The following is a 26398-nucleotide window of genomic DNA, read 5'->3' on the forward strand; positions in this document are numbered from 1 at the left end:
GTCGCGGCAGCGACGGAGCCGGACCCTCGGCCCGGCCGGCTCAGAGCTGTCCGGAGGATTTGATCAGGTCGACCGCGCGGCGGGCGAAGATCGGAGCCAGCTTGCCCACGGCGGCGGCGTTTTGCGAGGCCGCGTTTCCAGCCTTGGCGCGCGAGGCGATGCCCTGAAAGATGACGGCATTCCGAAACAGGGCCAGCACGATATGGAAAACCTCCAGCCTGTCAGACTGGTTGGAGGCCTCGTAATAGGCGCGGGAGAATTCCGAAAGGGTCGGCAGTCCGTGGTCAGCGAAGTCCAGGCCGAGAATGCCGCCATATTCCTCGGGCGTGACATACCAGCTGTAGATGCAGCTATGCGCAAGGTCCGCCATCGGATGGCCGAGTGTCGAAAGCTCCCAATCAAGCACCGCCACGATGCGCGGCTCCGTCGGGTGGAACATCAGATTGCCGATGCGGAAATCGCCATGAACGACAGTGGTTTGGTCGTTCGCGGGCAGATTCGCTGGCAGCCACTCGACCAGCCGGTCGATTTCCGGCAGGTCGTGCGATTTGGAGAGATGCCACTGATGGGTCCAGCGGGCGATCTGACGCGAAAAAAAATTGCCGTGTTTGCCGAACGTGGACAAGCCGGCCTGCTCGAAGTCAACTTTGTGGATCGCGGCAAGCATCCGGGCCGCGGAGCGATACATCTCGAAGCGTTCGGACCGAGGCGCCCCGGCGAGCTGGCTGTCATGGAAGATGCGCCCGTCGACGCGCTCCATGACGTAGAAGGATGTCCCGAATACATCTCCCGCTTCGTGGTAAAGCAGGACGGGCGGCACCGCGATCCCGACCTTTCCGAGGGCTTCCAGGACCCTGAATTCCCGATCCACGGCGTGGGCGGACGGCAGGACCGGCCCGTCGGGCTTCTTCCTTACAACGAGCCGGCGATTGTCGAAATTTGCAAAGAAAGTCGGATTGGATTGTCCCCCCGCGACGGGTTCCAGCCGAAGGTCCCCCGAAAGTCCCGGGATTTCCGATCTCAGGAATTGTTCGAGCCGTTTGGTAGGATTGGTCACAAGAGGCCTGCTGCTAATGTTCGATTGTCGGACAATAAATAAGTGCCAATAGACCGTCAATCCGACAATCCGCCTTAACAAGGGCATTGACGAATGCGTTATGAAGCCGGATTATCGGTTTGTCGGACAAATCTGGAGCCCGAACTATGTCAGACTCGATGATTTCCGTGCTCAGCCTTGAACCGGGAGGGCCTGAATCCCTGGTTTTGGCGGAGCGGCCGGTTCCTTCGCCAGGGCCGGGCCAGGTCCGCATCCGCGTTCATGCCATCGGCGTGAACTATCCGGACCTGCTGATCATCGAGGACCGCTACCAGTTCAAGCCGGCTCGTCCCTTCTCACCGGGAGCCGAAGTTTCCGGGATCATCGATGCAATCGGCCCGGGGGTCGGCAACTTCGTTCCGGGGCAGCGCGTCATGGCGATGCTCGGCTGGGGCGGCATGGCCGAATATGTGTGCGCGGAAGCCCAGCGCTGTTCCTTGATGCCCGATTCGATGCCGTTCGAGGACGGCGCGGCCTTCCTGATGACCTACGGCACCTCCTACCATGCGTTGAACGATCGAGCCGGGCTGCGGCCCGAAGAGACGTTGCTCGTCCTCGGCGCCGCCGGTGGCGTCGGGCTCGCGGCCGTCGAGCTTGGCAAGGCCATGGGGGCCAGGGTGATCGCGGCGGCGTCGAGCGAGGGCAAGCTTGCCGCGACGCGCTCGCTCGGTGCCGACGGCACGGTTCTCTATGAAACCGGCGCACTGGGGAAAGACGGACAGAAGCGCCTTGCAGGCCAGTTCAAGACTGCATGCGGAGAACAAGGCGCCGACGTCGTCTACGACCCGGTCGGAGGCGAATATACCGAGCCGGCTCTGCGCGCGATCGCGTGGGAGGGACGCTATCTTGTCGTCGGATTCCCGGCGGGCATCGCAAGCATACCGCTCAACCTGCCCCTGCTGAAGAGCTGCGATATCCGCGGCGTGTTCTGGGGCGCGGCGATCGAGCGCGACGCGGCGCGCCACGTCGAGGCGGTGAGCGAATTGCTCGCGTTCTATGCCGCCGAAAAAATCAAACCGTCGATACACGGCCTTTTCCCCCTTGCGGACACTGCCGAGGCTTTGAAGCTGCTCGCCTCCAGGACCGTGACGGGCAAGGTGGTCATCACGGTTCCATAAAGGACATGGCCGAAGCACGTCGGCCGCTAATTTCCAAGGGAGGTCAAAAAATGCCGGTTCCAGCGATGCGTCATGAGGTTCGCTACGGTGAACGCATAGTGCGCTGTTTCGTCGACAGGCCGGGCAACATGGACGAGATGTTCCGCAGTGCCGTGCAGCGCGCGCCCGACCGGATTGCCCTGGTGTTCGAACAGCAGCGGGTTACCTACCGGGAACTGGATGCGAAGGCGGAGCTGGTTGCAAGAAACCTGATCCATGCGGGATTCAAGAAGGGGGATCGCCTGGCGCTGCTGCTCGGAAATGGCCTCGAGTTCGTCTACTCGATCCTGGGGGCGGCGCGCGCCGGCCTGATCTCCGTGCCGATGAATATTCGTCAGAAGCTTCCGGAGGTCGAATTCGTCCTCAATCAATGCACGGCTTCCGGGATCATCTATGACGCGGAATACGAGGCGAATGTTCCGACGGGCGAAGCGGTCGGCTCGCTGCGCCATGCCTACGTCGTGGGAGACGGCCGCGGCGAGCCTTTCGGCGACCTGTTTGGCGAACGCCCGGCCGTGGCGTTTCCCGATGTCGCCGAGGAGGATACCTACTGCCTGCTCTACACATCCGGCACCACCGGCAAGCCCAAGGGAGCCATGCTCACCCATGTGAGCACGATCCATACATTGCTCCACTACCAGCACGGCTTTGCGATCGCTGAAGGCGATATAGCGATGCTGGCCGTGCCGGCCTCGCATGTGACCGGGCTTGTCGCCATCATCCTGACCGCGATGCGCGTCGCGGGCTGCACCGTGATCCAGCGCGCCTTCAAGGCACGCCCGTTCCTCGAGCTTGCCTCCCGCGAGAAGATCAACTTCACCGTCGTCGTCCCTGCCATCTACAATCTGCTGCTGCTCGATCCCGATTTCATGCAGTTCGATCTCTCCAACTGGAAGGTCGCCGGGTTCGGCGGAGCGGCAATGCCGGAAGCCACGATCGAGCGCCTGGCGGCCGCGCTGCCCAACCTTACCTTGTGCAACGTCTACGGTTCGACCGAAACAAGTTCGCCCGTGACGATGATGCCGCTCGGCGACATCACCAAGGCGCCGAGTTCGGTGGGCAAGGTCCTGCCTTGCGCCGACATTATCGTCGTCGACGATCAAGGGCGCGAGGTTGCGTCAGGGCAGAGCGGCGAGTTGCTGATCGGCGGCGCCGTCGTCGTTCCCGGATATTGGGACAATCCCGCTGGCAACAAGGCCGGTTTCGTCATGGGCTACTGGGTGTCCGGCGACATCGGGTCGAAGGACGAGCAGGGCTATGTCTACGTCTTCGACCGCAAGAAGGACATGATCAACAGGGCCGGCTTCAAGGTCTACTGCATCGAGGTCGAAAGCACGCTCGCCCATATACCGGGCCTCGTCGAAAGCGCGGTCGTCGGCAAGCCGGATCCGATCCTGGGCGAACGGGTGCATGCCTTCATCTACAGCGACGGCTCGCTCAGCGATGAGGCCGCCGTCAAGAATTTCTGCGCCGAGCGCCTGTCCGACTACAAGGTGCCGGACGGCGTGACCTTCCTCAAGGAACCGTTGCCCCGCAACGCCAACGGCAAGGTCCTCAAGAATGCACTGCGCGCCCTGATCACCGGATAGGCGGTCGAGGTCGCGTGTTTCAGCGCCCTGAAGAAATCCTCGATCGGGCGCCATGACGGAAAGGAAGATGATGAACTTCGAACATTCACCAAAGGTCCAGTCCTTCAGGACGGAACTCGACCGGTTCATGGAAGACCACATCCTGCCCAACGACCGGCGGTGGCATGAAATTGCCCACTCCGGCGCCTACCCGAGCGAAGTGGTCGAGCCGCTGAAGGAAAAGGCCAGGAGCGCAGGGCTCTGGAACCTGTTCCTTCCCGCGCTTCGTCCAGACGAACCGGGGACGGCGCTCAGCAACGTGGACTACGCGCCTCTCGCCGAGATTATGGGACGCGTGCCCTGGGCCTCCGAGGTGTTCAATTGCAGCGCGCCGGACACGGGCAACATGGAAATTCTCCACATGTTCGCCACGCCCGCCCAGCGGGAGCAATGGCTCAACCCGCTGCTGCACGGCAAGATACGGTCAGGCGTGTCCATCACCGAGCCGGACGTGGCATCGTCGGATCCGACCAACCTTGCCACCACGATCGATCGCGACGGCGACCATTTCGTCGTCAACGGCCGCAAATGGTTCACCACCGGCGCGCTGCATCCGCTCTTCGCCTTCACCCTGGTTTTCGGCATCTCGGACAAGTCGCCGGATGCGCCGAAACACGGCAGGCACTCTTTCGTGATCGTCCCGGCCGGCACGCCCGGATTCAGCGTCGTGCGCGATGTCACCTTGATGCACCACCATTCGCCCGAAGGGCATTGCGAGGTGCGCTTCGAAAATGTCCGCGTGCCGGTCGCCAACCTCCTCGGGGAGGAGGGGGCGGGGTTCGCCATCGCCCAGGCCCGCCTGGGGCCGGGCCGGATCCATCATTGCATGCGCACCATCGGCCAATGCGAGCTCGCCCTGGAACTGATGTGCGATCGCGCGCTCAGCCGCTCCACCTTCGGCAAAGCCCTCGCGGACAATGCCAACATCCAGGACTGGATTGCCGAATCCCGCATCGAGATCGAGCAGGCCCGGCTGTTGAACCTGAAGGCGGCCTGGCTTATGGACGTCGCCGGGAACAAGGCCGCCAAACGAGAAATATCGGCGATCAAAGTAGTTGCCGCTCGTCTGCAGACAAGAATTGCCGACCGGGCAATGCAGGTCTTTGGAGCAAAAGGATTGACTTCGGATACTCCGCTTGCATTTCTGTGGACTTGGGGCCGGGCGCTGCGCTACATCGACGGGCCTGACGAGGTTCATTTGCGCGGCATCGCCCGCGACGAATTGAGGGCCGCGAAAATGCGCGGGGCAGCGGCGAGTTCCGCCAAAGACGTGTCGCCCGCGATTTGAGCAAGACGACTGCGGATACTGCGGCCACCAAAGGCATAAGAATGCTGAAAATCGAAAAATTGAGCGTCCCGCCGGCATATCAGGTCGTGTCGAACGAGTTGAGGCGCCACATTCTTGCCGGCTCGCTGAGACCGGGCGATCCGTTACCCAGCGAAGTCGAACTCGCCGCCCGGTTCGGCGTCAACCGCTCGACCGTGCGCGAAGGCATACGCCAGCTCGAAAGCGATGGCCTGGTCAGGCGCGAGGGGCGCAAGCGGCTCCTCGTGACGATACCGGATCATTCGGATCTGACACCGCGCACGACGCGAGCCCTCGTCATGCGCGCCGTGACCTTCGGGGAGCTTTGGGACGTGTCGCGGGTGCTTGAGCCTCTCGCAGCCAGGCTCGCCGCGGAAAACATCTCGGAAGCGGAACTGGACGCCCTCAAGCAAAATCTCGAGGCAACGAAGCAGGCTGTCGAGCAAGGCCAATCGCCGGGCATTCTCGACCTGGAGTTCCACACGCTGCTGTCGGAGGCCGCACACAATCATGCGCTGCTTTTGTGCCGGGAGCCCGTGGGCCGGTTGCTTTATCCCGCGTTCGAGCAGATCCAGCCCCAGCTTCCCCAGGCTGCCGGTCGCCTCATAAAAGCGCATACGGAGATTGTGGAGGCGCTGGAGCGTCGGGATCCCCGGCACGCCGAGCTCTGGGCCGCCAAGCACATCGAAGACCTGAAGCGCGGCTGGCTGATGGCGAAGCTGCCGCTCGATAACCAGATCGACAGGTCACTCACCAGCTGATTTCGCCTTTCGCGCGGCGCGTGCGGCAAAGAATTCTTCGATCGCGGTCTGGAAGGCGGCGGTCTCGGCGCATGCCATGAAGGCGGTTCGTTCCTGCTCCAACTGGTCCTCCAGCGCTCTATCGAAATTTTCACGCAAGAGACGCCGGGTACGGACCAGGGCCTCGCGGTTCCGGCCGGACAGCCTTTCCGCGACTGCGGCTCCCCTATGCAATAGCTCCGATGCCGGCACAGTCATTGCGACCAGCCCGAAGCTCTCGGCCTCGCTCGCTGTCAGCTCTCCTTTCAGGAAAGCGAATTTCAAGGCTCTGCCGAGGCCGATCGCCCGCGGCAGGAAATGCGACAGGCGCCGTCCGGCACCGCGGCGATGGCATCATAGGCGTAGACGAAGCGGCAATCCTGCGCGGCCACCGCCACATCGCAAGCCAGGACGATGCTGAGCCCGGCACCCGCCACCACGCCATGGACGCAGGCGACCGTTGGCTTGGACAGGCGCGTCAGCCGCAGGATGGTCTTGTTCAGCGACCGGATCGTGGCGCCGGCGGCAGCCGGCGCGTCTTCGGCGGCACGCAGATAATCCAGATCCCCGCCGGCCATGAAGGCCCGGCCTTCGCCGCGCAGCAGCACGGCGCGGATGTCCGGCGCACCGTCGATTTGCGCCAGCAGGCAGTCGAACTCCTCGATCATGTCCAGCGTCAGCGCGTTCAAAGCCTCTTCGCGGGAGAAGGCGATCGTCGCGACGCCTCCTGCTCTTTGCAGCGAAACGAACCTGTGACTCATGGCTTTTGCCGCTGAATTTGTCTAACTGTCGGACAAGCCGACGTTGATGGCGGACGCGAAACTTGTCAACTGCAAGGAAGGGCTATCCGGTGGACACTGAAATCAAATGCGAGGTCAACGGACGCGTCGCGACGATCACGCTGGACGGCCCAGCAAAGCTGAACGCCATAACGCAAAATGGCATAGACGATCTTTTCGAAGCTCTCGATGAGATCGACCGCAACGATGCCGTGAGGGCGGTCGTGGTGACGGGGGCAGGCCGGGCTTTCTGCGCGGGGACCGACCTGACCAACGGTTTCGCCCTGCCTACCGGCGGCGATCCGGTGACCGGCGAAGGCGTGCCGGCCGATGTCGGTGCCAAAGTCGTCCTGCGTCTCTTCAGGATGAACAAGCCGGTCATCGGCGCGATCAACGGCCCAGCGGTCGGGTTTGGCGCCTCGGTGACGTTGCCGATGGACGTGCGGATCTGCTCGACCCAGGCCAGTTTCGGCTATGTCTTTGTCCGGCGCGCCATTGTGGCCGAATCCTGCTCGAGCTGGTTTCTGCCGCGCATCGTCGGTATCGCGAATGCCGTCGAATGGATGATGTCGGGCAGGATGATCGGTGCCGACGAAGCGTTCGCCAAAGGGCTCGTGCACGAGGTCGTCAGCCCGCAAGACCTGATGGCGCGAGCGTTGCGCAAGGCGAACGAGATCGCCGCCGACGGGGCGCCCGTTTCAATCGCGACGACGCGACGCCTGCTCTGGCGCATGCTCGGCGCGAGCCATCCGGTTGTCGCGCATCGTTACGAGTCGCGGGCGCTGGTGGCTGCCTTGGCCCTGCCTGACGTCGCTGAAGCCATGGCCGCATACAAGGAAAAACGGCGGCCGAATTTCAACGCCGCGATCAGCGCTCACGATCTCGCCTCCGACTGGTGGGCCAGCGACGACACGCCGCTATAGCGCTTTGTGTTCAGCAAAATTGAGCGGTGACCATCAACGGCGTTGACGGGCAGAGTTAGACATGATTATTGTCCGACAATCAGTCAGTCGGTTAAATCGACAACACGTCGTGCGCCACGACTGAATGGGGAGAGAGAGTCGAATTCCAGTGGCGGCCAGGCCTGGCCTGGCCATCGGTTCGTTGAAGGGAGGAAAAGTCATGAATTTCTGGAAATCCGCCGCTTTGGGTCTGGCAACCGCAGCGGTTGCGGCCCTGTCGGTCACGTCGCAGGCGATGGCCGAGAAGCGGCACAAGATCTATCTGAGCATGAGCTATATCGGCAACGACTGGCAGGCCGAGGCGGCCAACATGCTGAAGGCCATGGCTGCGTCGAAAGAGTATGCCGACAAGGTGGACCTGAAAGTCCAGGTCGCCGGTCCGAACGCCCAGAAGCAGATCCAGCAGATAAACGCCATGGTGCAGGCCGGGGCGGAGGCGATCATCGTCTACCCGATTTCACCCACCGCGCTCAATGAAGCCGTCAAGAATGCTTGCGCCAAGGGCGTCACCATCGTCGCCTATGACGGCGTGATCGAGGAGCCATGCGCCTACAACGTCCATATCGATCAAGCGGAATGGGGCAAGGTGACGGCGCAGTGGCTCGCCGACAAGCTCGGTGGCAAGGGCAATATCGTGATGATCACCGGCGTGTCCGGAACCTCCGTCGACACGCTACGCAACAAAGCCGCTCGCGAGGTTTTCGCAAAATATCCCGACATCAAGGTGGTGGCCGAGGCGAATGGCATGTGGAGCCAGGCGGTCGCTCGCACCGAATTGGCGAAGATCGTGGCCACCCATAGCTGGGATACGCTGAACGGCTTGTGGATGCAGGTCGGATGCTACACGGCCAACTCGATGCAGCTCGAGGCCGGCGTCGCCGACGACAAGGTTCTGCCTTGCGCGGGCGAGGGCTCCAATGGCCACCGCGTACAGATGCTTCCCAAGGACACGCAGGCTGCCGGCTCGAACGGCACCTACAAGCCGCTCGGCGCGCCCAGCATCTCGGCGAGCTCGCAAGCCTATCCGGGCGCTTATGCCTTCAAGATCGCCATGGAGGTTCTGGCGAAGAAGAAGGTCGAGAAAACCACGCTCCTGTCTCCCGGCGCGGTCACAAACGACAAGGTCAAGCTGTGCCAGACTGGCTCCTGGGAGGAAATGAAAGCCGGCTGCAACACGTTCCAGCCCGAGATCATTCCCAACCCCGGCTGGTACGCCTCGATCTTCTCGCCGGATCTGCCGCAGGTCGGCCTCAACGCCGCGCTCACCGGCACGCCTGAAGAGTAGTCGGCGCATGAACCGGCATTTGGCGTCCGCGCCAAATGCCGGCCTGTCTGTTTGCCTGGCGAGTGATACCGTGAGTGAAACACCTACAGCCATCTCGGCAATCAAAGTGCGCAAAGCCTACGGGCCGACCGTTGCGCTCAACGATGCGTCCTTTTCGGTCAAGGCCGGAACCGTGCATGCGCTTCTCGGCGAGAACGGTGCCGGCAAGTCGACCCTGGTCAAGGTGCTGAGCGGGCTCGTGCGACCCGACAGTGGACAACTGGTCATCGACGGCAAGGATGTCACGATCGGCTCGCCGCGCGAAGCGCATATGCTCGGGATACAGACGGCCTTCCAGGAGATGACCCAGATTCCGGATCTGACGGTCACCCAGAACATGCTGCTGCTCTACGAGCCGACCAATGCTCTGGGGCAAATCAGAAAGGCCGAAACCGAGCGGATCGTCGCGCGCCATCTCGCGGATATGGGTCTCAGTTTCGTCGATCCGCGCGCCGACCTGCGCGACCTCAGCCTGGCGATCCGCCAGAAACTCGAGATCGCCAGGGCGATCTTCCGACGCCCTCGAATCCTGCTTCTCGACGAGCCGACATCGACGTTGTCCGGCCCCGACATCACCTGGCTCGGCGACATCATTGCCAAGGCGAAGACGGAGGGCATCTCCACGATCTTCATTTCGCATCGCATGCCCGAGGTGAACGATTTCTGCGAATACCTGACGGTTCTGCGAAACGGCAAGGACATCGGTACCGCCAGAGTGGGCGAGCTCTCCGATGACGAGGTCGTGCGCATGATCATCGGCCGTTCGCTGGACGCGACATTCCCGCCGCGCGGCGAAGCGCGGCAGGCCGTCTCGCCGCCGGCCCTGGAAGCACGCTCCATCTCCGTCGGCCATCGGCTGAAGGGCGCATCCTTCACGCTGTCGCCGGGCGAGGTGCTGGGTGTCGCCGGGCTGCAAGGCATGGGGCAGCTCGAGCTTTTCCTCGCCTGCTTCGGCGCGCAACCCGTCAGCGATGGACAGCTCCTTGTGCGGGGCCAGCCTGTCGTGCTTACGTCGCCGCGCGATGCCATTCGTGCCAATATCGGCATCAGCCTGGTTCCGGAGGACCGCAAGACGGAAGGCTTGTTCCTGAAGCTCGACGGCCGGCGCAATGCGTCGCTGCCAAGCCTCAGCCAGTTCACGCGCTTCGGGTTGATCGACGCCGCCAGGGAACGGAAGGCCGTCTCCGACGCGCTGAAGGCCATCCAGGTCGACCAGAGGGCGCTGCACAGCAAAGTCGGTACCTTCAGCGGCGGAAACCAGCAGAAGATTGCCATCGCGAAGTGGCTGCTGACCGGGAGCAGGATCCTGCTGCTTTACGATCCGACACGCGGCGTCGACGTCGGCACCAAGCATGAGATCTACACTATGATCCGCCAATTCGCGGATGGCGGCGGCGCCGTTCTTATGTTCTCGACGGAAATCCCGGAATTGACCAATCTATGCGACCGCGTCCTCGTCATGTATGGCGGGCGGATCGCGCGGCAGATCGATGGCGCCGACCTCAGCGAGGACGTGGTCATCGAAGCGGCCATCGGTGGTGCCCGCCGGCCACAAGCAGCGAGCGTCTGATCATGGCCCAGTCGATGCAGGCACCTTCCGCCCGGTCCGGCAATGGCTTGTTCTCGGCGGCGCTCAGAAATCGCGGGCTCGCCGCCATCATCGTCATATTCATCCTGGCTCTGGGACTGGTGAATGCCATCTCGCCGGCGCCGATGAGCTACTTCGATTTTCACTCCCTCGCCAATGGCGGGGCGCCGCTGGCGCTGGCTGCCGTCGGCCAGACGATCATCGTGCTATCCGGCGGCTTCGACCTGTCGGCCGGCTCGACCATCTCCCTGGTCAACGTCATCGTTGCATCGCTGCCGCAGGATACGCTCGCCGGACAGGTCGGCGTGGTGCTGCTCGGTCTGCTGGTCGGCGGGCTCGTCGGCGCCTTCAACGGCTTCTTCGTCGCGTATTTCAGGCTTCAGTCGATTGTGGTCACGTTGTCCACCATGTTCCTTGTGCACGGCGTGACGCTGCTGATCATGCCGGACCCGGGCGGGGCGGTCGCGCCGGAGATCACGGCGTTCTTCTCCGGTTCGGCCATCACGGACGTGTTGCCGGCCTCCGTTCTCGTCCTGGCCGTGGCGCTTCTGGCGTGGCTCTATCTCAAGGGCTTGCGGTTCGGCACCGCCCTTTACGCCGTCGGCAGCGATGCCGATGCCGCCCGCTCGGCCGGATTGTCGGTCCCCTGGACCCGTTTCTGGGCCTTTACCCTCGGCGGTCTTTTCTACGGCGCCGCGGGCGTCTTCATAAGCGCGCAGACCGGCTCGGCCGATCCGTTGGTCGGCGACCCGATCCTGCTGCAGACCTTTACGGCGGTGGTGCTCGGAGGCACATCGCTGGCGGGCGGCCGCGGCGGCGCCCTCGGCTCCGTCCTTGGCGCCTATACGCTGATGGTCATGGTCAACATCCTGCTTTCGCTCGATGTCTCGGCCTATTACAGCACGGTTGCCGAGGGCATCGTCCTGATCGTCGCCGCAATGGCCGGAGCACTTGGTTCGGAGGCGCCGCTGCGCCGCTATCTCAGTTCGGTCGGCCTGCGCCTGAAGGCCCGCGCTGCCGGTCTTGCGGCGTCGGCTGCTACGCTCAAGCCTGCGGCCCTCAGACAGATGAGCGCGCAAGACCAGGGTTGGAACGTGTCATGGCTGGTGCGCCACGCCGATCTCGTGCGCATCGTTCTGCCGGCCTACCTCGCCTTCGTGATCGTGGTGATCGCGACGCAGGTCGTCTATGGCGGCGACACGATCTTCGCCTGGAAATACTATGATTCCCTGATCGTCCTGGGCTCTTTCCTGGCTATCCTGGCGCTCGGACAGGGGACGGTCATCCTCTCGGGCGGACTGGACCTTTCAATCGCCTGGACGATTGCCTTTTGCGGCATCCTCGCCGCCGGCCTCATCAATGGCTCCAATCTGGCCTCGGTGTGGGTGATCCCTCTGGTGCTCGTCGTCGGCGCGGCGATTGGCGGGCTGAATGGCATCGGCGTCGCCGTCCTCGGCCTGCCACCCATCGTCGTCACTCTGGCCATGAACGGCATCCTGCAGGGCGCGGCCCTTGTGTTCAGCGATGGCACGCCAGCAGGCTTCACCTCGCCAGGCTTGCGCTGGCTGATGACCGGCAAGGTGTTAGGCATTACCCCTGTCGTCGTCTTCGTGGCGATCTTCGTGCTCGCGGCGATCGGCCTGCTCGGCCGCACGGTCTTCAGCCGTTGGGTATACGCGCTGGGCAACAGCCCCAAGGCCTCCTATCTCGCCGGCGTGAACGTCCGGACCACGACGATCGCCGTCTATGTTCTGAGCGGCGTCTGCTCCGCTCTCGTCGGCATCCTGCTGACCGGGTTCGGGGGACAGGCCAGCCTCGGCATGGGCGACACCTATCTGCTGCCCTCGATCGCCGTGGTGATCATCGGCGGCACGCTGATCACCGGCGGACGCGGCCACTATGTCGGAATGCTGGGCGGCGTCCTGTTGCTGACGGCCCTGCAAACCCTGCTTGCCGGAACGACGCTGCCGTCGGCGTCGCGCGACATCATCTTCGGCCTGGTCGTTCTGGCGGCGGTGCTTGCCTTGAGGGAACGGTCCACCGGATAGCCGGGCGCCGAAATTCAGATCTTGCGAAGGAGGAGAAAGAAATGTCGAAACAAGCCGGAATGACAGGCGACCAGGATCGGAGGATGAGCCAGCTCCTGGCCGGCTCGCCGAAGAACTGGGGGCGCTGGGGTCCCAACGACCAGGTCGGCGCCCTGAATTTTCTGACCAATGCCGAAGTTCTGCGCGGCGTGCGCGCGATCAGGCAGGGCAAGGTCATCACCTGCGGCGAACTGATCGCCAGCCCGACCGGCGATCCGATCTTTCCCAGCCGCACGCAACCCAAGCGCAGCAACACGCAAGACCGTGGCGACTACGACAGCGGCAGGTTGAAGCCGCTGCCCGGCGGCGCCCAATATGCCGACGATCAGATCACCATGTTCCTGCAGGGGTCCACGCAGTATGACGCCCTCGGCCACGTCTGGTACGAGGACCAGATCTGGAACGGCTATCCGGCGTCCGAGACCATCGGAGGCATGAACAAGGCCTCGATCGAGCCGATCGCCGAACGCGGGATCGTCGGACGCGGCGTTCTTCTCGACATGGCTGCCTACAAGGGCAAGTTCGCCTTGGAGAAGGGCGACACGCTCGGCCTCGAGGATATCCTCGGCGCGGCCAAGAAGCAGGGCGTCACGATCGAGAAGCACGACGTGCTGTGCATGCGCATCGGCTTCCTGCAGCTGCTGCACACGCAGGGGCCGCAGAAATTCTATGCCGACTTCAACGAGCCTGGCATGATCTACAGCCCGGAACTGGTGGACTGGTTCCACAAGATGGAGATCCCGGCTCTGTGCACCGACACCATCTCCAACGAGATGGACTTCGACCCGGAAACCGGCATGCAGGTGACGCTGCATTGCGCGCTGATGCGCAATCTGGGCATCACCTTCAACGAGATCTGCAATTTCGAGGCGCTGGCGAAGGATTGCCACGCGGACGGCCAATGGGATTTCCTCTACGTCGCCGCTCCGCTCAAGGTCCACCAGGGCACCGGCTCGCCGGTCAACGTCGTGGCGATCAAATAGATCGGCATTGCTGACGTTCGGCAACGATACGCCACGGTCCCCGGATGTGCCTGTTCTGCGACCCCGCAACCGCCAGCCGCCTGACCTACCGGGCGGCTGGCAAGACTGTCGCGCAGCGTCTGGAAGGGCCGGCGGACGTCATCCTGCGCGGCGGCCCCATCGTGACGATGGACGAGCTGCAGCCTGACGCCGAGGCGCTGAGCATCCGTGACGGCCTCGTTCAGTTTGTCGGCTCGCTCGACGGCGCCATGGCGCACAAGGCCAGGAGCACCCGCGTCATCGACCTCGGCGGCAGGACGGTCATTCCAGGCATGGTGCTCGACAACCTTTCCAAGGACCCGCTTGAACTGCTGGATTGGCAGGACGTCGACCTCCGCGAGCCCGTCGGCGACCTGAAAGGGCACCTCGCCACCACACTCACGCCGCCGCTGTTTTCGGAACCGATCTTCGTCAGGCTGAGCCAAGGCAAGGATCCCCACTGTCAAAGTCGCGATATCCTCATGATGGTGGAAGATCTATACGGACCGAGGCCGATAGCGATCGAGACAGAGGGGGTCGGAAGAGGCCTGGCAAACCGTGCGATGTATGCTCTCGCCGGCGCAACAGCCGATGCGGGCGAGCGCTGCTCCGGCGCCATGGACCTGGCTGCAGTGCTTCGGCCCTTCGCGATGCGCAAGCATCATACGGTGTCGTCGCACACGCGCATGTTGGCCAACAGCGTTGCGAACGCGCGCAACGGGGGCTTTACCACGGTCATAGACCGCGCCATCGGAGCCCACGGCGGGCGTGTCGAAATCGAAGCCGTCGCGGCGCTGCTTGGCGGCAGGCGGCAGGTTCGCATCAATGCGGTGGCGCATCGCCGTCTGCGCGAGGAATGGGATGGTCGTCTGCCGGCGGCAACCCGTGCCGAACTGCTGAGCGTTGATACGGCCCTCATCGAAGCGGGTCAGGCATCGGACGAGGTCGCGAAAGAAGCGCAATTGCTCGATCGCGCGGGCTGGCGACTGGCCCTGGTTGCCAACGACCCAGGCGAACTCGAGAACATCGTGAAGACCTGTACCGCATTGAAACCTCGGCCACCTCATCGGCGTCATCGTCTGGAAATCCGATTCCCGATCGACCCGTCCGTCGCGCGCCTGGTTCAGGATCTGGAACCCGATTTTTGTATCGAGAGCCCGGCGGCAGCTTCTCCTGCCGAGACGCATTCTTCTCTCTTGGCTTGCGACATCGCCCAACAGGTCTTTGCGGTGACGCGGGGAGCTGCCCGCCGGTTCGGCCTCGAGGACGTAGCGGGCTCGATCTCGACGGCCCGTAATGCCGATTTCACTTTGCTTGAACGGGCAGCGTCCGGAACCGGGGCGTTTCAACCATCCGAGACCTGGATTGATGGAATTCCTGTCTAATGGGTCGCTCCCGTCGACATCCCGTGGGGGCGTCGAGGACTATCGGTGTTGGCGGCCAGGCCGGCGGGTTCCTGAACTTAAGCCGTCGGCCAAGGTTGCATTGGCGCGGTGGTGTTCACCCCGCGCGCCTCTTGACCATCGCGGGCATAAGGCTGAGCTGATTGACCATATGGCGAGGAATCCAGGTGACGCGATCACCTGAAAGCTCAACCTCGATATCGTTCTCCAGAAAGACATCCAGAAGTACCCGTATCAGCATCACTCCCAGGTGCCTTCCCGGGCAAATGTGGATGCCCTTGCCGAAGGTGGTCAATCCGGCGTGGAGCCGGTTGATGTCGAAGCGTTCCGGGTCCGGAAACACCGACGGATCGTAGTTGCCTGCCGCCCAGAGCATCGTCACGATGCTGCCTGCCGGTATCGTCTTGCCCCGATATGTGAAGTCTTCGAGCGCGTATCTCTTCAGGAGGATGATCGGCGGTTCTATCCTCAGAGCCTCGGCGATCGCCTTGGCGGCAAGCTGCGGAGAGTCGCGAACGTGGGCCATGGCGTTCGGATCTCTTGCCAGAACGCAGAACGTATTGGCCGTTGCCAGCGCCGTCGTATGGAAGCCGTCGACCAGATTGCCGGCGAGCAATTGCCCGACGGATTTTGGCGCCACGCCCACCGCGAAGGGATCGTCGTCGCAATGCAGCATCGCGAGTTTTTCGGCTATTGCGGTTAGATCGGGATCCTTCGCTGCCAATCTGCGGGTCGCGACGCCATCGAGTACTCGCGCGTATTCGGCAAAGGCGAGATCGAGCGCCTGGAGATCGTCGGCACTGCGGCCGAGGTGGAAAAGCCTCGTCATCTCCCGCGTGCAAGCGCCGATCGTGTCTGCCTCGCTTTCTGTCAGGTGAAGCAGCGAACTCCAGAACGAGATCGTCAGCCTTTCGGCGATCGCGGATACGAAATCCAGCGGGCTGGAATGCTGGATCTGGTCGAGCACGGCTTGCGCCGCCTGGCGGCCCACTTTCTCGAGCACCGTCATCTGCATCGGCCCAAGCCAGTCGATCAATATCCGCCGGGCAGGACCGTGGAGCGGTGGATTGAAGGTAAAGACCTGGCTGGAGATGACGTCGGCGACGTCGGAACCTGGCCCTCTTGCAGGGCTGCCGTCGCTGGCAAATCTGGCGGGGTAGAGCTTGCCGATCGGCAGGTTGCCGATTTCCGGCGCGGTTCCAAACGCCTGCAGGTCTTCATGTCGAAAGACCACGAGCTGGTTCTGGTCGTTACGCAGGAACCGTGGGTCGGGCAGTCTGAAAATGGTCCTGCAGAACTCCCGGAAGTTATCGCGGCCGCCCAAAAACCCCACCTCGGCCAAGGAAGGTAGGTTCGCAATGTCCAAATGGTCATTCATGGTTCGGTCCGCCAGTTAGCTCGATCGATGTGCATGGAACGGGCTGCTTCGCACGAACGCCACTTGAAGGGACGCACGTTCGTATGACAAGGTCCAACCAACACGATTTCCATTATTGGCAAAATTAAATCGAGGAACGGGCGTGACGAAGGGAAATTTGCCGAAGGTCATGATCGTGACCGGTGGCGCTGGTGGTATCGGGGCTGCGATCGTCAGGCTCGCAATAAAGCATGGCCACAGGGTTGCGATCGCGGACGTCGATATCGCCGCCGCAAGGCAGCTGGCGGCGTCGCTCGGCGACAACGCGCTGCCCCTTGATCTCGACATATGCTCCGAAGCGCGCTGGAAGGCGGCGGTGGAGGCAACATGCGGTCATTTCGGCCGGCTTGATGTTCTGGTGAACAATGCCGGCGTGGCTCACCCCGGTCCGACCAAGGACGTGCCGCTCGAAGCGCATGAGCACACAATGAAGGTCAATGCGCTTGGACCGATGCTCGGAAGCCTTGCCGTCCTGCCGTATTTCCGGGCACAGGGATCGGGGCACATCGCCACGGTCTGCTCGATGACGGCGTTTCTGACCCTTCCGGGGCTCGTCAGCTATGCGGCCTCGAAGCATGCGCTGCGCGCGATGCATCTCGGCCTGGCGTTGGAAGAGCGCGGCTCGCCCGTCGATTTCACGATCATCCACCCCGGCGCCACCGAAACGGCGATGCTCGAGCTGGAAGCCGAGAAAGGGGTGGCGGCGGCCTTTTCCCGCGAGCCCGCGGCCCCCGAAGAGATCGCCGCAATCGTCTTGAAGGCGATACGCGACAAGAAGACGGAAGTCTGCATACCGGCCGCCCGGGGCCGCGTCGTGAAAGCGATCGGCGCCAATCCGCGCCGGCTTTTCGAGCTGGTCGAGAAGAACGAGCGGATCGGCGCGACGATGCTTGCGTCGCGGCGAGCCAGGCCGAAGTGATCGATCGGGATCTCGGCCGCCGCAGCCGCGCCCGCCGTCAATCTCCGGAATCCCGGAAACCCGCTTATGATGGATCAAAATCGTGATCGCTGATGCTGCCGACATATCCGCCGAAAGAAGTCCCGTTGTGATTGCCGAAGGACAGATCCCCGGCATCGCCGCGATCGAGGACGCCGCCCGCCGGCTGGCTCCGATCCTGCTCAAGGTCCCGCTCATGGAGAGCGGGGGGCTGAATGATCGCGTCGGCGGTCGGCTTCTGGTCAAGGCCGAGACTTTGCAGCCGACCGGAAGCTTCAAGGTGCGCGGCGCCTGGAACCGCATATCCCGATTGTCTTCCGATAAGATCGCGCGCGGTGTGCTGGCGTTGTCGTCAGGCAATCACGGGCGCGCGGTTGCCTGGGCCGCACGGGCTGTCGGCGCGCGGGCCGTCATCCTGATGCCCGCGGACGCGCCGCTCAACAAGATCGAGCAGACGCGCGCGCTGGGCGCCAAGATCGTCGCCTATGATCGTCGCTCGGCCGACAGGGCCGACCTTGTCAGGCATTGGCGCGAAAGCGAGGGGCTCGTCTATGTTCCGGCGTTCGACGACACGCATATAGTCGCCGGCGCCGCGACGGTCGCCTACGAGGCTGCCAAGGAGGCTGCGGCATCGGGCGTTCGGATCGACGGCTTCGCCGCCGCATGTTCCGGGGGCGGGCTGATCGCCGGAAGCGCGCTTGCGCTGGGTGTCCTGTCACCGGCGACTGAAATCTGGGGCGTCGAACCGGCGGGTTATGACGACACATCGCAGAGTCTGGTTCGTGGCGAACGCGTCAGCGTGTCCGCATCCGGGGAAACAATCTGCGACGCGCTGCTGTCGCTTACCCCTGGAGAGTTCACGTTCGAGATCAACAGAAGGCGGCTGTCGGGGATCATCACCGCGACGGATGATGATGCAAGGCAAGGCATGCGCGCCGCGTTCAAGGAGTTCGGATTGGTGACGGAGCCGAGCGGCGCGGTTGCCCTGGGCGCCTTGCTGGCCGCACGCGACAGGACCGAAGGACGCACCTTCGTCGTCGTCCTCAGCGGCCGCAATGTTGATGAAGACCTTTTCGCGCGCCAATTGACGGAAGCCGCGCGGACAATATGAAGCCGTGCTGGGCCATCGCCCGGCGCTCGATCCAGGCGCCCCGGCCGACATCGGCGTGGCGCTGTCCCATTTGCAGGTTGTCGAGGTCCAATGCGCGTCGTTACTGACAGGCTGGTATACCCGGAAGGCCCAGTGGCCATGCCCGACGGCTCCGTCATTGTGGTCGATATCGCCGACGAAAGCTTGAAGCGGGTGTCCGCCAGCGGCGAGGTGTCGGTGATCGCCAAAGTGCCCGGAGGGCCAAACGGCGCCGCGCTCGGCCCCGACGGCAGGATTTACATCTGCAACCATGGTGGCGTCGATTGGATCGAGGTTGAGCCCGGCCGGCTGCGCAGTGGCCCGCAGCGCGCAAACTATGAGACCGGGAGCATCGACGTCGTCGACCTGGCCAGCGGGCGACTGCAGCGCCTCTATGACCGATGCGGCGGATATCCGCTGCGCGGGCCGAACGATCTGGTGTTCGACGGCACGGGTGGTTTCTGGTTCACCGATATGGGCAAGCGCCGGCAGCGGGACATGGATCTCGGCGCGGTCTACTGGGCCGCCGGCGACGGTTCCGAGATCAGGGAAGTCATCGCCGGTCTCATCTCGCCCAACGGTATCGCCTTGTCGCCCGACGGCAGGACGCTCTACGTGGCTGAGACCTATACGGGACGCATCTGGTCATGGGCGATCGAAGGCCCGGGTCGGGTAGGCAAACGTTCATGGCCCTCGCCGGCGGGAGGAACGCTCTTCGCCAGTCCCGGAGGGCTCGCCCGCTTCGATGGGCTCGCCGTCACCGAGTCCGGCGCGGTCTGCGCGGCGGCGCTCGATCTATGCGCCATACTGGAGTTCAGAGGGCTTGGCAGTCAGCCTATAGTGCATCCCGTGCCCGACCTCCTCGTCACCAATCTGTGTTTCGGCGGGGTCGATCGGCGGACCTGCTTCGCAACGCTTTCGCATCATGCAAGGCTCGTCGCGCTGGACTGGCACGAAGCGGGCTTGAAGCTTCACCATTCGCTTTGAGAGATCCTGCTTCCACCCCCGGCGCTGAAGGCGCTGGCCTATCCGAAAGTGAAAAGAAAATCGACTAGCGCCGTAGTCAATCCCTCCGCCGTGCCGTATCAAGCGTGCCTTGAGAACCGGCCTCGCGCGTCATGAGGTCGTCTCGACCTTGAAGCCAAATCGGCGCTCTGCCGACCCAAGCATCAAACAGGAGACTGGCTGAAAATGTCCTACCCCGAGCAGGTGCTGCTGCACATCGATGGCGAATGGAAATCCGCCGCTTCGGGCAAGACGCTGCCGATCGTGAACCCGGCCAGCGAGACGGTGCTGGGCAGGTTGGCGCATGCCGAGACCGCCGATCTGGACGAAGCGCTGGCCGCCGCTGACAGCGGCTTCAAGATCTGGAGCAGGACGCCAGCGTTTGAACGTTACAAGCTGATGCGGGCGGCGGCAGCGCTGGTGCGCGAGCGCGCCGACGCGATCGCGCGCATCATGACGACGGAGCAGGGCAAGCCGCTGGCCGAAGCGAAAGGCGAAACGCTGTCGGCCGCCGACCTGATCGACTGGTTCGCCGAGGAAGGCCGCCGCGCCTACGGCCGGGTCATCCCGGCCAGGGCCGGAGGCATTAGCCAGATCGAGGTCAAGGAGCCGGTCGGCCCTGTTGCGGCTTTCACGCCATGGAATTTTCCCCTCAACCAGGTGGTCAGGAAATTGTCGGCGGCCCTGGCGACGGGATGCTCGATCATCATCAAGGGGCCGGAGGATACGCCGGCCTCACCGGCGGAACTGGTCAGGGCGTTCGTCGATGCCGGTTTGCCGGCAGGCGTGGTCAACCTCGTCTATGGCGTGCCGGCGGAAATTTCGTCCTATCTGATCCCGCACCCGGTCATCAAAAAGATTTCGTTCACCGGATCGACCGCGGTCGGCAAGCAACTGGCGGCGCTCGCCGGGCAGCATATGAAGCGTTCCACCATGGAGCTCGGCGGCCATTCGCCGGTGATCGTCCTGCGGGATGCCGATGTCGAGCGGGCCGCGAAGGTCATGGCCGGGTCGAAATTCCGCAATGCCGGCCAGGTCTGCGTTTCGCCGACCCGCTTCCTCGTCGACAACGGCGTCTACGATCGGTTCGTCGACGTCTTCACGACCGCGGCCAAGGCGATCAAGGTCGGCAGCGGTCTCGAAGAGGGCACGACGATGGGGCCTCTCATCAGCGAGCGGCGCGTGGAAGCGGTCAGCGCCTTGGTGCAGGATGCAGTTCAGGCCGGCGCCGAACTGGTCACCGGCGGCAAACGGATCGGCAATGCCGGTTACTTCTTTGAGCCCACGGTGCTCTCGCGCGTGCCGAAGACGGCCCGCATCATGAACGAGGAGCCCTTCGGCCCGGTGGCGCTCATGGTTCCCGTCGACGGCCTCGACGAAGCGATCGCGGAAGCCAACCGGCTCAACTACGGCCTCGCCGCCTACGCCTTCACCCGGTCCGCCGACAATGCCGCGCGCATCAGCGGCGGTGTCCGGTCGGGCATGGTCTCGATCAACCATCTCGGTCTGGCGCTTCCGGAAGTTCCCTTTGGGGGAATCAATGATTCCGGCTACGGCACGGAAGGCGGTGCGGATGCGCTCGAGCCCTACTTCAACACCAAGTTCGTCAGCCACCTGCAGGTGGGATGATCCGGCCGCCGGGGGCGCGGCGACAGGGGCAGATTGCGACTATGGTTCCGGCCGTACCGCAAACGACGCCGTGGTGGAACTGCAGGAAGTGCTGGCGGCAGCCATGAACAACAGGGTGCTCGATGAGCGTCAGGATCGCGGTAATCGCCGATGACTTCACCGGCGGGCTTTTTGTCGCCAGCAATCTGGAAAAGCTCGGCATTCCGGTTTTCTATGTGTGCGACACGGCCGTTCTGAATGAGGCGGCCGATGGCGAGGTTCTCGTCATCGCGACCCGGCTGCGATTTATGCCGCCGGCGCAGGCGGTCGCGACGCTCGACAGCTTGACGAGCATGCTCGACCGGATCGGCGTCGAGCGTATCTTCTACAAATACTGCTCGACTTTCGATTCGACCGCCGAAGGCAATATCGGCCCTTGCGGCGATCTGCTCGCAAGGAAGTACGGGCAGCAGCGCCTGGTGTTTGGACCGGGCTATCCTGATCTTCGTACCTACGTGCACGAAGGGTACATGTTCTACAAGGATCGGCTGATTTCGGAATCGATCAAGCGCTTCGATCCGATCACGCCCATGAGCGACCCCGACATGGCCAGGGTGCTGCAGCGCCAGACCGCCGAGACCGTCGGGCTTTTACCGCATCGCGTCCTGCATCGCGGTGTGGAATTCGCGCGCGACTATGTGGACGGTCAGCAGCAGAAGGGGGTGCGCTACTTCCTCATGGACTGCGTCGATAATGACGATGTCACCGTCGGCGCGACGATTTTCCGGCACGACCGTATCACCACGGGGGCGGACGCGCTGGCGATCGAACTGATTTCGCAATGGACGTCCGAGGATGCCGGGACCGGCCGTCGGATCGCGTCGCCGGTGGCTCGTGCGCAGGGCGGTGAAGTCGTGCTGGTGGGAAGCTGCAGCGGCGTCACGTTGCGACAGCGCGATCATTTCGCGGAGCGCAATCCGATGCTGAACATCGATATTCGCGAGGCGGATGAAGATGTCCTGACGGCGCGGGCGCTTGCCTGGGCGGACGAAAAGCTCGGCGCCGGCCAACCGATAGGCTTTTCGGTCGCCGGGGATGTTGTGTCGGTTGCCGATGCCCAGGCCAAGTTCGGCATAATGGGCGCGGCGCGCAAGGCCGAAGCCATCCTGGCCGGCATAGCCAAGGGCTTGGGCGAAAGAGGTGTCCGCAAGTTCGTCGTTTCAGGCGGCGAAACATCGGGCGCGATCGTCGAAGCCCTCGGCATTCAGAGCATGCAGGTTCTTCCATTCGACGAGCTTGGCGCCGGTTCCTGCGTCTCTCGCGATGCGCGGCGCATTTCGTTGTTCCTGAAGCCAGGGAAGATCGGGGCCGAGGACGTCTTCTCGGCGGCCCTGGAAAAGATGCGCACGCCCTGAACGGCCCAGGAAGCCACCGCCGTAGCGTTCGCGTCAACGGATTCCTGGCGGGTTGGCCGGCCTGATCCGGCGGACGCGTTCCCGCAGCACGGTCAGCAGGCCGGCGCTCGCGATCACGCCAACCCCGACGATAGCCAGCAAGTCGGGATACTCATGAAAGACGATGATGCCGAAGAGCATCGCCCAGCCAAGCTGTGAATAGGCGACGGGCGCGATCTGTGTGGCGCTGCCGTATCGCGCGGCGCTGACGAAGGCCCATTGGCCGAGGCCGACGCAAAGACCTGAAAGCGCCATCAGAAGCAGGTCATGCAGGGAGGGTGTGCTGAAACCCCTGAGCAGCATCCCCAGGCCGTTGATCGAAACCAGGTAGAGGAACAGCATCCCCAGAATGCTCGTCTTCTTCGCGGACGAGCCCAGGCTGCGCATTATGATGATCGACGTGCCGGTTGAAAGGCCGGCGACCGCGGCGCTCAGATGTCCGAGATGAAACGCCTGAAAGCCCGGCTTGACCGCGAGCAGGACGCCGGCAAATCCGAGCATGACGGCGAACCACCGCCAGAGCCCGACATGCTCCTTCAGGACCAGGACGGACATCACCGTAACGAAAAACGGCGCCAGGAAGATCAGTGAATAGGCATCGACCAGGGGGATGGTCGTGAAGGCGTAGATCGCGCACAAACTCGACAGGACGCCGCATAGAGCGCGAAAATGAATCGGCCAGGGCCGGCTCATCTTCCAGAACTCCAGCCAGCGCTCGTTCTCGTGGCGAGTGGCCAGAAGAACCATCGATGCCGAGAGGTTTTCGAAAAACCCGATCTCGAAGACGCTCAGCGGTCCGTGCAGAGCCTTTGTGAATGCGTCGGAGGTCGAAAAGCAGGCATAGGCCGCGAAGGCGCAAATATAGACATTGGTGAAAACGGATTGCCGAACCGGCATCGAATGCGCCTGCGTGTCGATTGGATGCCGGGGGTCGCCGGCCGGCCGCCATCGGACCTGCCGGCCGGATGGCGGTATGCCTGCCGGTCTCAGATCGACTTCGCCTGAACCGCCTTCTCGGTTTCACGCAGGGCCTTCTGCAACTTGGCGCCGATCTCCTCGACGTCATTGTCATCGATGATCAATGGCGGACAGAAACCGACAGTGTCGCGCATCGCGCGCACGACGAGGCCGTTTTCATAAGCGATGGCGGCCAGGCGCGCGCCGATCTGGCGCGCGGGCGCGAAAGGCGTGCCGGTCGAAGGATCCTCGACCAGTTCCATGCCGTACATCAGGCCGACGCCGCGCAGGTTTCCGACGATCGGCGAGTCCTTCGTCACCTCGGCGAGCCTCTGGTGCAGGCGCGCGCCGATCCTGCGGACATGCGGGACGATATCGAGTTCCTCGTAGATCGCGATGGTTTCCGCCGCGACGGCGGCACCCACCGGATGTGCCGCGTTGGTGAAGCCATGGCCGAAGGAGGTGCCGCTCTCATTGTAGCGTTCGACGGCCTCGAGGATCTTCGGCGATACCACCACCGCGGCGAGGGGAAAGTAGGACGAAGTGATGCCCTTGGCGAGCGACATCATGTCGGGCGTCATGCCGACCGTCTCGCGCCCGAACCAGTTGCCGGTGCGGCCGAAGCCGCAGACGACCTCGTCGTCGAGACAGAGGATGTCATATTTTGCCAGTACTTTCTGAACGGCTTCGAAATAGTCGTCCGGAGGCGGGATGATGCCGCCGCCGGCTATCACCGGTTCGGCGATGAAGGCCGCGATGGTGTCGGGACCTTCGCGCAGGATCATGCGCTCCAGCTCACCGGCCAGGCGGCTCACGAACTCCGTCTCGCTTTCACCGGGCAGGCGTACACGATAATTGTTCGGGCAAAGCGTGTGGATGAAGCCGGGCAGCGGTAAGCCGAACTCGCGGTGCATCATTTCAAGCCCGCACATCGATCCGGCCACGATTGTCGACCCGTGGAACGCCTTGTCGCGGGCGATGATCTTTCGCTTCGTCGGCTTGCCGCGCGACGCATGGTAAAGCCAGGCCAGCTTGACCATGGTCTCATTGGCTTCGGAGCCAGAGGTCACGAAGAACGTCTTGCCGCCCGCCATGCCTGTCAATTCGACAAGCTTCTTGCTGAGGTTTGCCGCCTTCGGATTCGTCCGGCCATAGAAGCTGTGGTAGTAGCCGAGCTCCTCGTACTGTGTCGCCGCGGTGCGGCCGAGGCGCTGGTTGTTGAAACCCAGCGACGCGCACCAAAGCCCGGCCATGGCGTCGATATAGCGCTTGCCGTTCTCGTCGATGACGTGGGTTCCGTCGCCCTTGACGACGATATAGGCGCCCTCGCGAGTCAAGGCCTGAGGATTGGTCTGCGAATGCAGATGATAGGCGAGATCGGTGGCGTTGGTCTCGGATTGCGTGTTGGAAAGCACGGGGCAGCTCGACTGTTGGTGTGGAAGCTTTCGGCAGATTAATCAAAAAAAATCCATTATCAATCATCACGCCACGGCAAATGCTTGATCCACGCAAGACTCCGCGAGGGCAGTGAATTGAGATGCCTGGACGATGCGCAGGCGGCCGTTTTCAAGCCGCGGCCGCCGCTTCCTTGATCATGTTCCTGGCGATCAGGATCTGCTGGATCTGCGTCGTCCCCTCGTAGATGCGAAACAGCCGGACGTCGCGGTACGCCCGCTCGATGCCGTACTCTTCCATGTACCCCGCGCCGCCATGGATCTGGACGGCGCGGTCGGCGACGCGACCGACCATCTCGCTGGTAAACATCTTGCAGCACGCAGCCTCGGTGGAAACATTTTCGCCGCGGTCCTTTGCGCGCGCCGTCTCCAGCACCATGCATCTGGCGGCGTAGCTTTCCGCCCGGCTGTCGGCGAGCATGGCCTGGATCAACTGGAACTCCGCGATCGGCTGCCCGAACTGCTTTCGCTGCAAGGCATAGGCGAGGCTGTCGGCGATAAGCCGTTCGGCCATGCCGACACAGAAGGCGGAAATGTGCAGGCGGCCTCGGTCCAGGACCTTCATTGCCGTCTTGAACCCCTGGCCTTCCTTGCCGCCCAGGACTCCGGAAGCCGGCACCCGGCAATCCTCGAAAACCACGTCGCAGGTGTGCGAGCCGGCCTGGCCCATCTTCTTGTCGATCTTGCCGAAGGACAGGCCGGGCGCCGTCCGTTCAACCAGGAACGCGGTTACGTCCCGTCCCGGCTTGTCGCCTGTGCCGGTTCTCGCGAAGACCGTGAACAGATCGGCATAGGGCGCGTTGGTGATGAAGCGCTTGGTGCCGTTGAGGATGTATTCCTCGCCGTCGCGGCGCGCGGTCGTCCGCAACGACGCCGCATCCGATCCGGCCTCCGGCTCCGTCAGCGCGAACGAACTGATGATCTCGCCTGTCGCCAGCTTCGGAAGATATGTGGATTTCTGCTCTTCCGTTCCGTCCATGATCAGGCCCTGCGAGCCGATGCCGTTGTTGGTGCCGATGACGGAGCGGAATGCAGGCGACGTGTGGCCAAGCTCGAAGGCGATGCGGGCTTCTTCCTCCATGGTCAGGCCAAGCCCGCCATAATCCTGGGGGATGGAGAGGCCGAACAGGCCAAGGTCGCGCATCTCTTGCCTGATCTCCGGGGAGATATTGTCGGCCCGTGCGATCTCGGCTTCCATCGGAACCAGGCGCTCGCGAACGAAGCGCCGCACCGTCTGCCGGAGTTGCTCGAAGAGGTCTGCTTCAAGGGCCATGGAGTTGCTGTCTCGGATGTTCGCGCATTCGGTGTTCGCATAGGCGCGGCCCAG

At 63.3% G+C, this 26398-nt stretch carries 22 protein-coding genes; 15 read left to right on the plus strand and 7 right to left on the minus strand.

The annotated features are described in order from the left end of the window. Positions 1-40: 40 nt before the first annotated feature. Positions 41-1117: a phosphotransferase family protein gene (locus LB572_RS17695; RefSeq protein ID WP_224668590.1), complete on the minus strand. Its 1077-nt coding sequence runs from the start codon at positions 1115-1117 to the stop codon at positions 41-43. Positions 1118-1215: 98 nt separating this feature from the next. Between LB572_RS17695 and LB572_RS17700 the strand changes: the two genes are divergently transcribed. From LB572_RS17700 to LB572_RS17715, 4 genes are all read left to right on the plus strand, one after another. Then, on the plus strand, positions 1216-2214 hold the full coding sequence (locus tag LB572_RS17700; protein ID WP_412033572.1) for an NADPH:quinone oxidoreductase family protein: 999 nt from the start codon (positions 1216-1218) through the stop codon (positions 2212-2214). Positions 2215-2264: 50 nt separating this feature from the next. Then, on the plus strand, positions 2265-3842 hold the full coding sequence (locus tag LB572_RS17705) for a class I adenylate-forming enzyme family protein (RefSeq protein WP_140806659.1): 1578 nt from the start codon (positions 2265-2267) through the stop codon (positions 3840-3842). A gap of 70 nt (positions 3843-3912) precedes the next feature. Beyond that, on the plus strand, positions 3913-5169 hold the full coding sequence (locus tag LB572_RS17710; RefSeq protein ID WP_224668669.1) for an acyl-CoA dehydrogenase family protein: 1257 nt from the start codon (positions 3913-3915) through the stop codon (positions 5167-5169). Between the two features lie 41 nt (positions 5170-5210). Continuing rightward, positions 5211-5948, plus strand: coding sequence for a FadR/GntR family transcriptional regulator (locus tag LB572_RS17715; RefSeq protein ID WP_224668592.1), 738 nt, complete (start codon positions 5211-5213; stop codon positions 5946-5948). Here LB572_RS17715 and LB572_RS34420 read toward each other — a convergent pair. Together LB572_RS34420 and LB572_RS34425 are read right to left on the minus strand one after the other, a co-directional pair. Then, positions 5934-6251: an enoyl-CoA hydratase/isomerase family protein gene (locus LB572_RS34420; protein ID WP_263498112.1), complete on the minus strand. Its 318-nt coding sequence runs from the start codon at positions 6249-6251 to the stop codon at positions 5934-5936. The genes LB572_RS17715 and LB572_RS34420 overlap by 15 nt on opposite strands. Then, a complete protein-coding gene (locus tag LB572_RS34425; protein ID WP_263498113.1) occupies positions 6248-6727 on the minus strand; it encodes an enoyl-CoA hydratase/isomerase family protein in 480 nt (159 codons plus the stop codon). The genes LB572_RS34420 and LB572_RS34425 overlap by 4 nt, the downstream gene beginning before the upstream one ends. 89 nt (positions 6728-6816) lie before the next feature. Between LB572_RS34425 and LB572_RS17725 the strand changes: the two genes are divergently transcribed. The 6 genes from LB572_RS17725 to LB572_RS17750 all read left to right on the plus strand — a co-directional run bounded on the left by LB572_RS17725 (position 6817) and on the right by LB572_RS17750 (position 15092). Further along, entirely contained in the window at positions 6817-7668 is an 852-nt protein-coding gene (locus tag LB572_RS17725; RefSeq protein ID WP_224668593.1) for an enoyl-CoA hydratase-related protein, read from the plus strand. A 199-nt stretch (positions 7669-7867) separates the two neighbouring features. Then, positions 7868-8992: a sugar ABC transporter substrate-binding protein gene (locus LB572_RS17730; protein ID WP_224668594.1), complete on the plus strand. Its 1125-nt coding sequence runs from the start codon at positions 7868-7870 to the stop codon at positions 8990-8992. A 70-nt stretch (positions 8993-9062) separates the two neighbouring features. After that, a complete protein-coding gene (locus LB572_RS17735; RefSeq protein ID WP_224668595.1) occupies positions 9063-10601 on the plus strand; it encodes a sugar ABC transporter ATP-binding protein in 1539 nt (512 codons plus the stop codon). 2 nt (positions 10602-10603) lie between these two features. Beyond that, a complete protein-coding gene (locus tag LB572_RS17740) occupies positions 10604-12667 on the plus strand; it encodes an ABC transporter permease (RefSeq protein WP_224668596.1) in 2064 nt (687 codons plus the stop codon). Positions 12668-12750: 83 nt separating this feature from the next. Beyond that, positions 12751-13689: a cyclase family protein gene (locus LB572_RS17745; protein ID WP_210242043.1), complete on the plus strand. Its 939-nt coding sequence runs from the start codon at positions 12751-12753 to the stop codon at positions 13687-13689. 44 nt (positions 13690-13733) lie between these two features. Continuing rightward, entirely contained in the window at positions 13734-15092 is a 1359-nt protein-coding gene (locus LB572_RS17750; protein WP_224668597.1) for a hypothetical protein, read from the plus strand. 115 nt (positions 15093-15207) lie between these two features. Here LB572_RS17750 and LB572_RS17755 read toward each other — a convergent pair whose 3' ends face one another. Next, positions 15208-16488, minus strand: a complete 1281-nt coding sequence (locus tag LB572_RS17755; protein ID WP_224668598.1) for a cytochrome P450 — start codon at positions 16486-16488, stop codon at positions 15208-15210. Between the two features lie 142 nt (positions 16489-16630). On the opposite strand from LB572_RS17755, the gene LB572_RS17760 reads away from it, so the two are divergent. From LB572_RS17760 to LB572_RS17780, 5 genes are all read left to right on the plus strand, one after another. Next, positions 16631-17446, plus strand: a complete 816-nt coding sequence (locus LB572_RS17760; RefSeq protein WP_224668599.1) for an SDR family NAD(P)-dependent oxidoreductase — start codon at positions 16631-16633, stop codon at positions 17444-17446. Positions 17447-17528: 82 nt separating this feature from the next. Beyond that, positions 17529-18575 (plus strand): threonine/serine dehydratase, encoded by a 1047-nt coding sequence (locus LB572_RS17765; RefSeq protein ID WP_224668600.1) that lies wholly within the window; start codon positions 17529-17531, stop codon positions 18573-18575. A gap of 132 nt (positions 18576-18707) precedes the next feature. Further along, the gene (locus tag LB572_RS17770) at positions 18708-19580 is read left to right on the plus strand and encodes an SMP-30/gluconolactonase/LRE family protein (RefSeq protein WP_318014044.1); all 873 of its coding nucleotides are present in this window, start codon (positions 18708-18710) and stop codon (positions 19578-19580) included. Between the two features lie 204 nt (positions 19581-19784). Then, positions 19785-21227, plus strand: a complete 1443-nt coding sequence (locus LB572_RS17775; protein ID WP_412033569.1) for an NAD-dependent succinate-semialdehyde dehydrogenase — start codon at positions 19785-19787, stop codon at positions 21225-21227. Between the two features lie 122 nt (positions 21228-21349). Then, complete coding sequence (locus LB572_RS17780) at positions 21350-22621, plus strand: four-carbon acid sugar kinase family protein (protein ID WP_224668602.1); 1272 nt, start codon at positions 21350-21352, stop codon at positions 22619-22621. Positions 22622-22654: 33 nt separating this feature from the next. On the opposite strand, the gene LB572_RS17785 is transcribed toward LB572_RS17780, so the two are convergent. The 3 genes from LB572_RS17785 to LB572_RS17795 form a co-directional block, all read right to left on the minus strand. Beyond that, positions 22655-23557: a DMT family transporter gene (locus LB572_RS17785; RefSeq protein WP_224668603.1), complete on the minus strand. Its 903-nt coding sequence runs from the start codon at positions 23555-23557 to the stop codon at positions 22655-22657. Between the two features lie 89 nt (positions 23558-23646). Then, positions 23647-25032 carry an aminotransferase gene (locus tag LB572_RS17790; protein ID WP_224668604.1) on the minus strand — a complete coding sequence of 462 codons (1386 nt, stop codon included), beginning with the start codon at positions 25030-25032 and terminating at the stop codon, positions 23647-23649. Positions 25033-25183: 151 nt separating this feature from the next. Further along, positions 25184-26344, minus strand: coding sequence for an acyl-CoA dehydrogenase family protein (locus LB572_RS17795; protein WP_140802259.1), 1161 nt, complete (start codon positions 26342-26344; stop codon positions 25184-25186). Between the last annotated feature and the right edge of the window lie 54 nt (positions 26345-26398).

It is taken from the genome of Mesorhizobium sp. BH1-1-5 (genome assembly GCF_020165615.1).
Classification (GTDB): domain Bacteria; phylum Pseudomonadota; class Alphaproteobacteria; order Rhizobiales; family Rhizobiaceae; genus Mesorhizobium.

Excerpts from the sequence above, each read along its gene's own strand:
- LB572_RS34425 (WP_263498113.1), bottom strand. The coding sequence starts at position 6,727 with ATGAGTCACAGGTTCGTTTCGCTGCAAAGAGCAGGAGGCGTCGCGACG.
- LB572_RS17740 (WP_224668596.1), top strand. The coding sequence starts at position 10,604 with ATGGCCCAGTCGATGCAGGCACCTTCCGCCCGGTCCGGCAATGGCTTG.
- LB572_RS17710 (WP_224668669.1), top strand. The coding sequence starts at position 3,913 with ATGAACTTCGAACATTCACCAAAGGTCCAGTCCTTCAGGACGGAACTC.
- LB572_RS17750 (WP_224668597.1), top strand. The coding sequence starts at position 13,734 with ATGTGCCTGTTCTGCGACCCCGCAACCGCCAGCCGCCTGACCTACCGG.
- LB572_RS17755 (WP_224668598.1), bottom strand. The coding sequence starts at position 16,488 with ATGAATGACCATTTGGACATTGCGAACCTACCTTCCTTGGCCGAGGTG.
- LB572_RS17785 (WP_224668603.1), bottom strand. The coding sequence starts at position 23,557 with ATGCCGGTTCGGCAATCCGTTTTCACCAATGTCTATATTTGCGCCTTC.
- LB572_RS17745 (WP_210242043.1), top strand. The coding sequence starts at position 12,751 with ATGAGCCAGCTCCTGGCCGGCTCGCCGAAGAACTGGGGGCGCTGGGGT.
- LB572_RS17705 (WP_140806659.1), top strand. The coding sequence starts at position 2,265 with ATGCCGGTTCCAGCGATGCGTCATGAGGTTCGCTACGGTGAACGCATA.
- LB572_RS17780 (WP_224668602.1), top strand. The coding sequence starts at position 21,350 with ATGAGCGTCAGGATCGCGGTAATCGCCGATGACTTCACCGGCGGGCTT.
- LB572_RS17775 (WP_412033569.1), top strand. The coding sequence starts at position 19,785 with ATGTCCTACCCCGAGCAGGTGCTGCTGCACATCGATGGCGAATGGAAA.
- LB572_RS17715 (WP_224668592.1), top strand. The coding sequence starts at position 5,211 with ATGCTGAAAATCGAAAAATTGAGCGTCCCGCCGGCATATCAGGTCGTG.
- LB572_RS17730 (WP_224668594.1), top strand. The coding sequence starts at position 7,868 with ATGAATTTCTGGAAATCCGCCGCTTTGGGTCTGGCAACCGCAGCGGTT.
- LB572_RS17700 (WP_412033572.1), top strand. The coding sequence starts at position 1,216 with ATGATTTCCGTGCTCAGCCTTGAACCGGGAGGGCCTGAATCCCTGGTT.
- LB572_RS17795 (WP_140802259.1), bottom strand. The coding sequence starts at position 26,344 with ATGGCCCTTGAAGCAGACCTCTTCGAGCAACTCCGGCAGACGGTGCGG.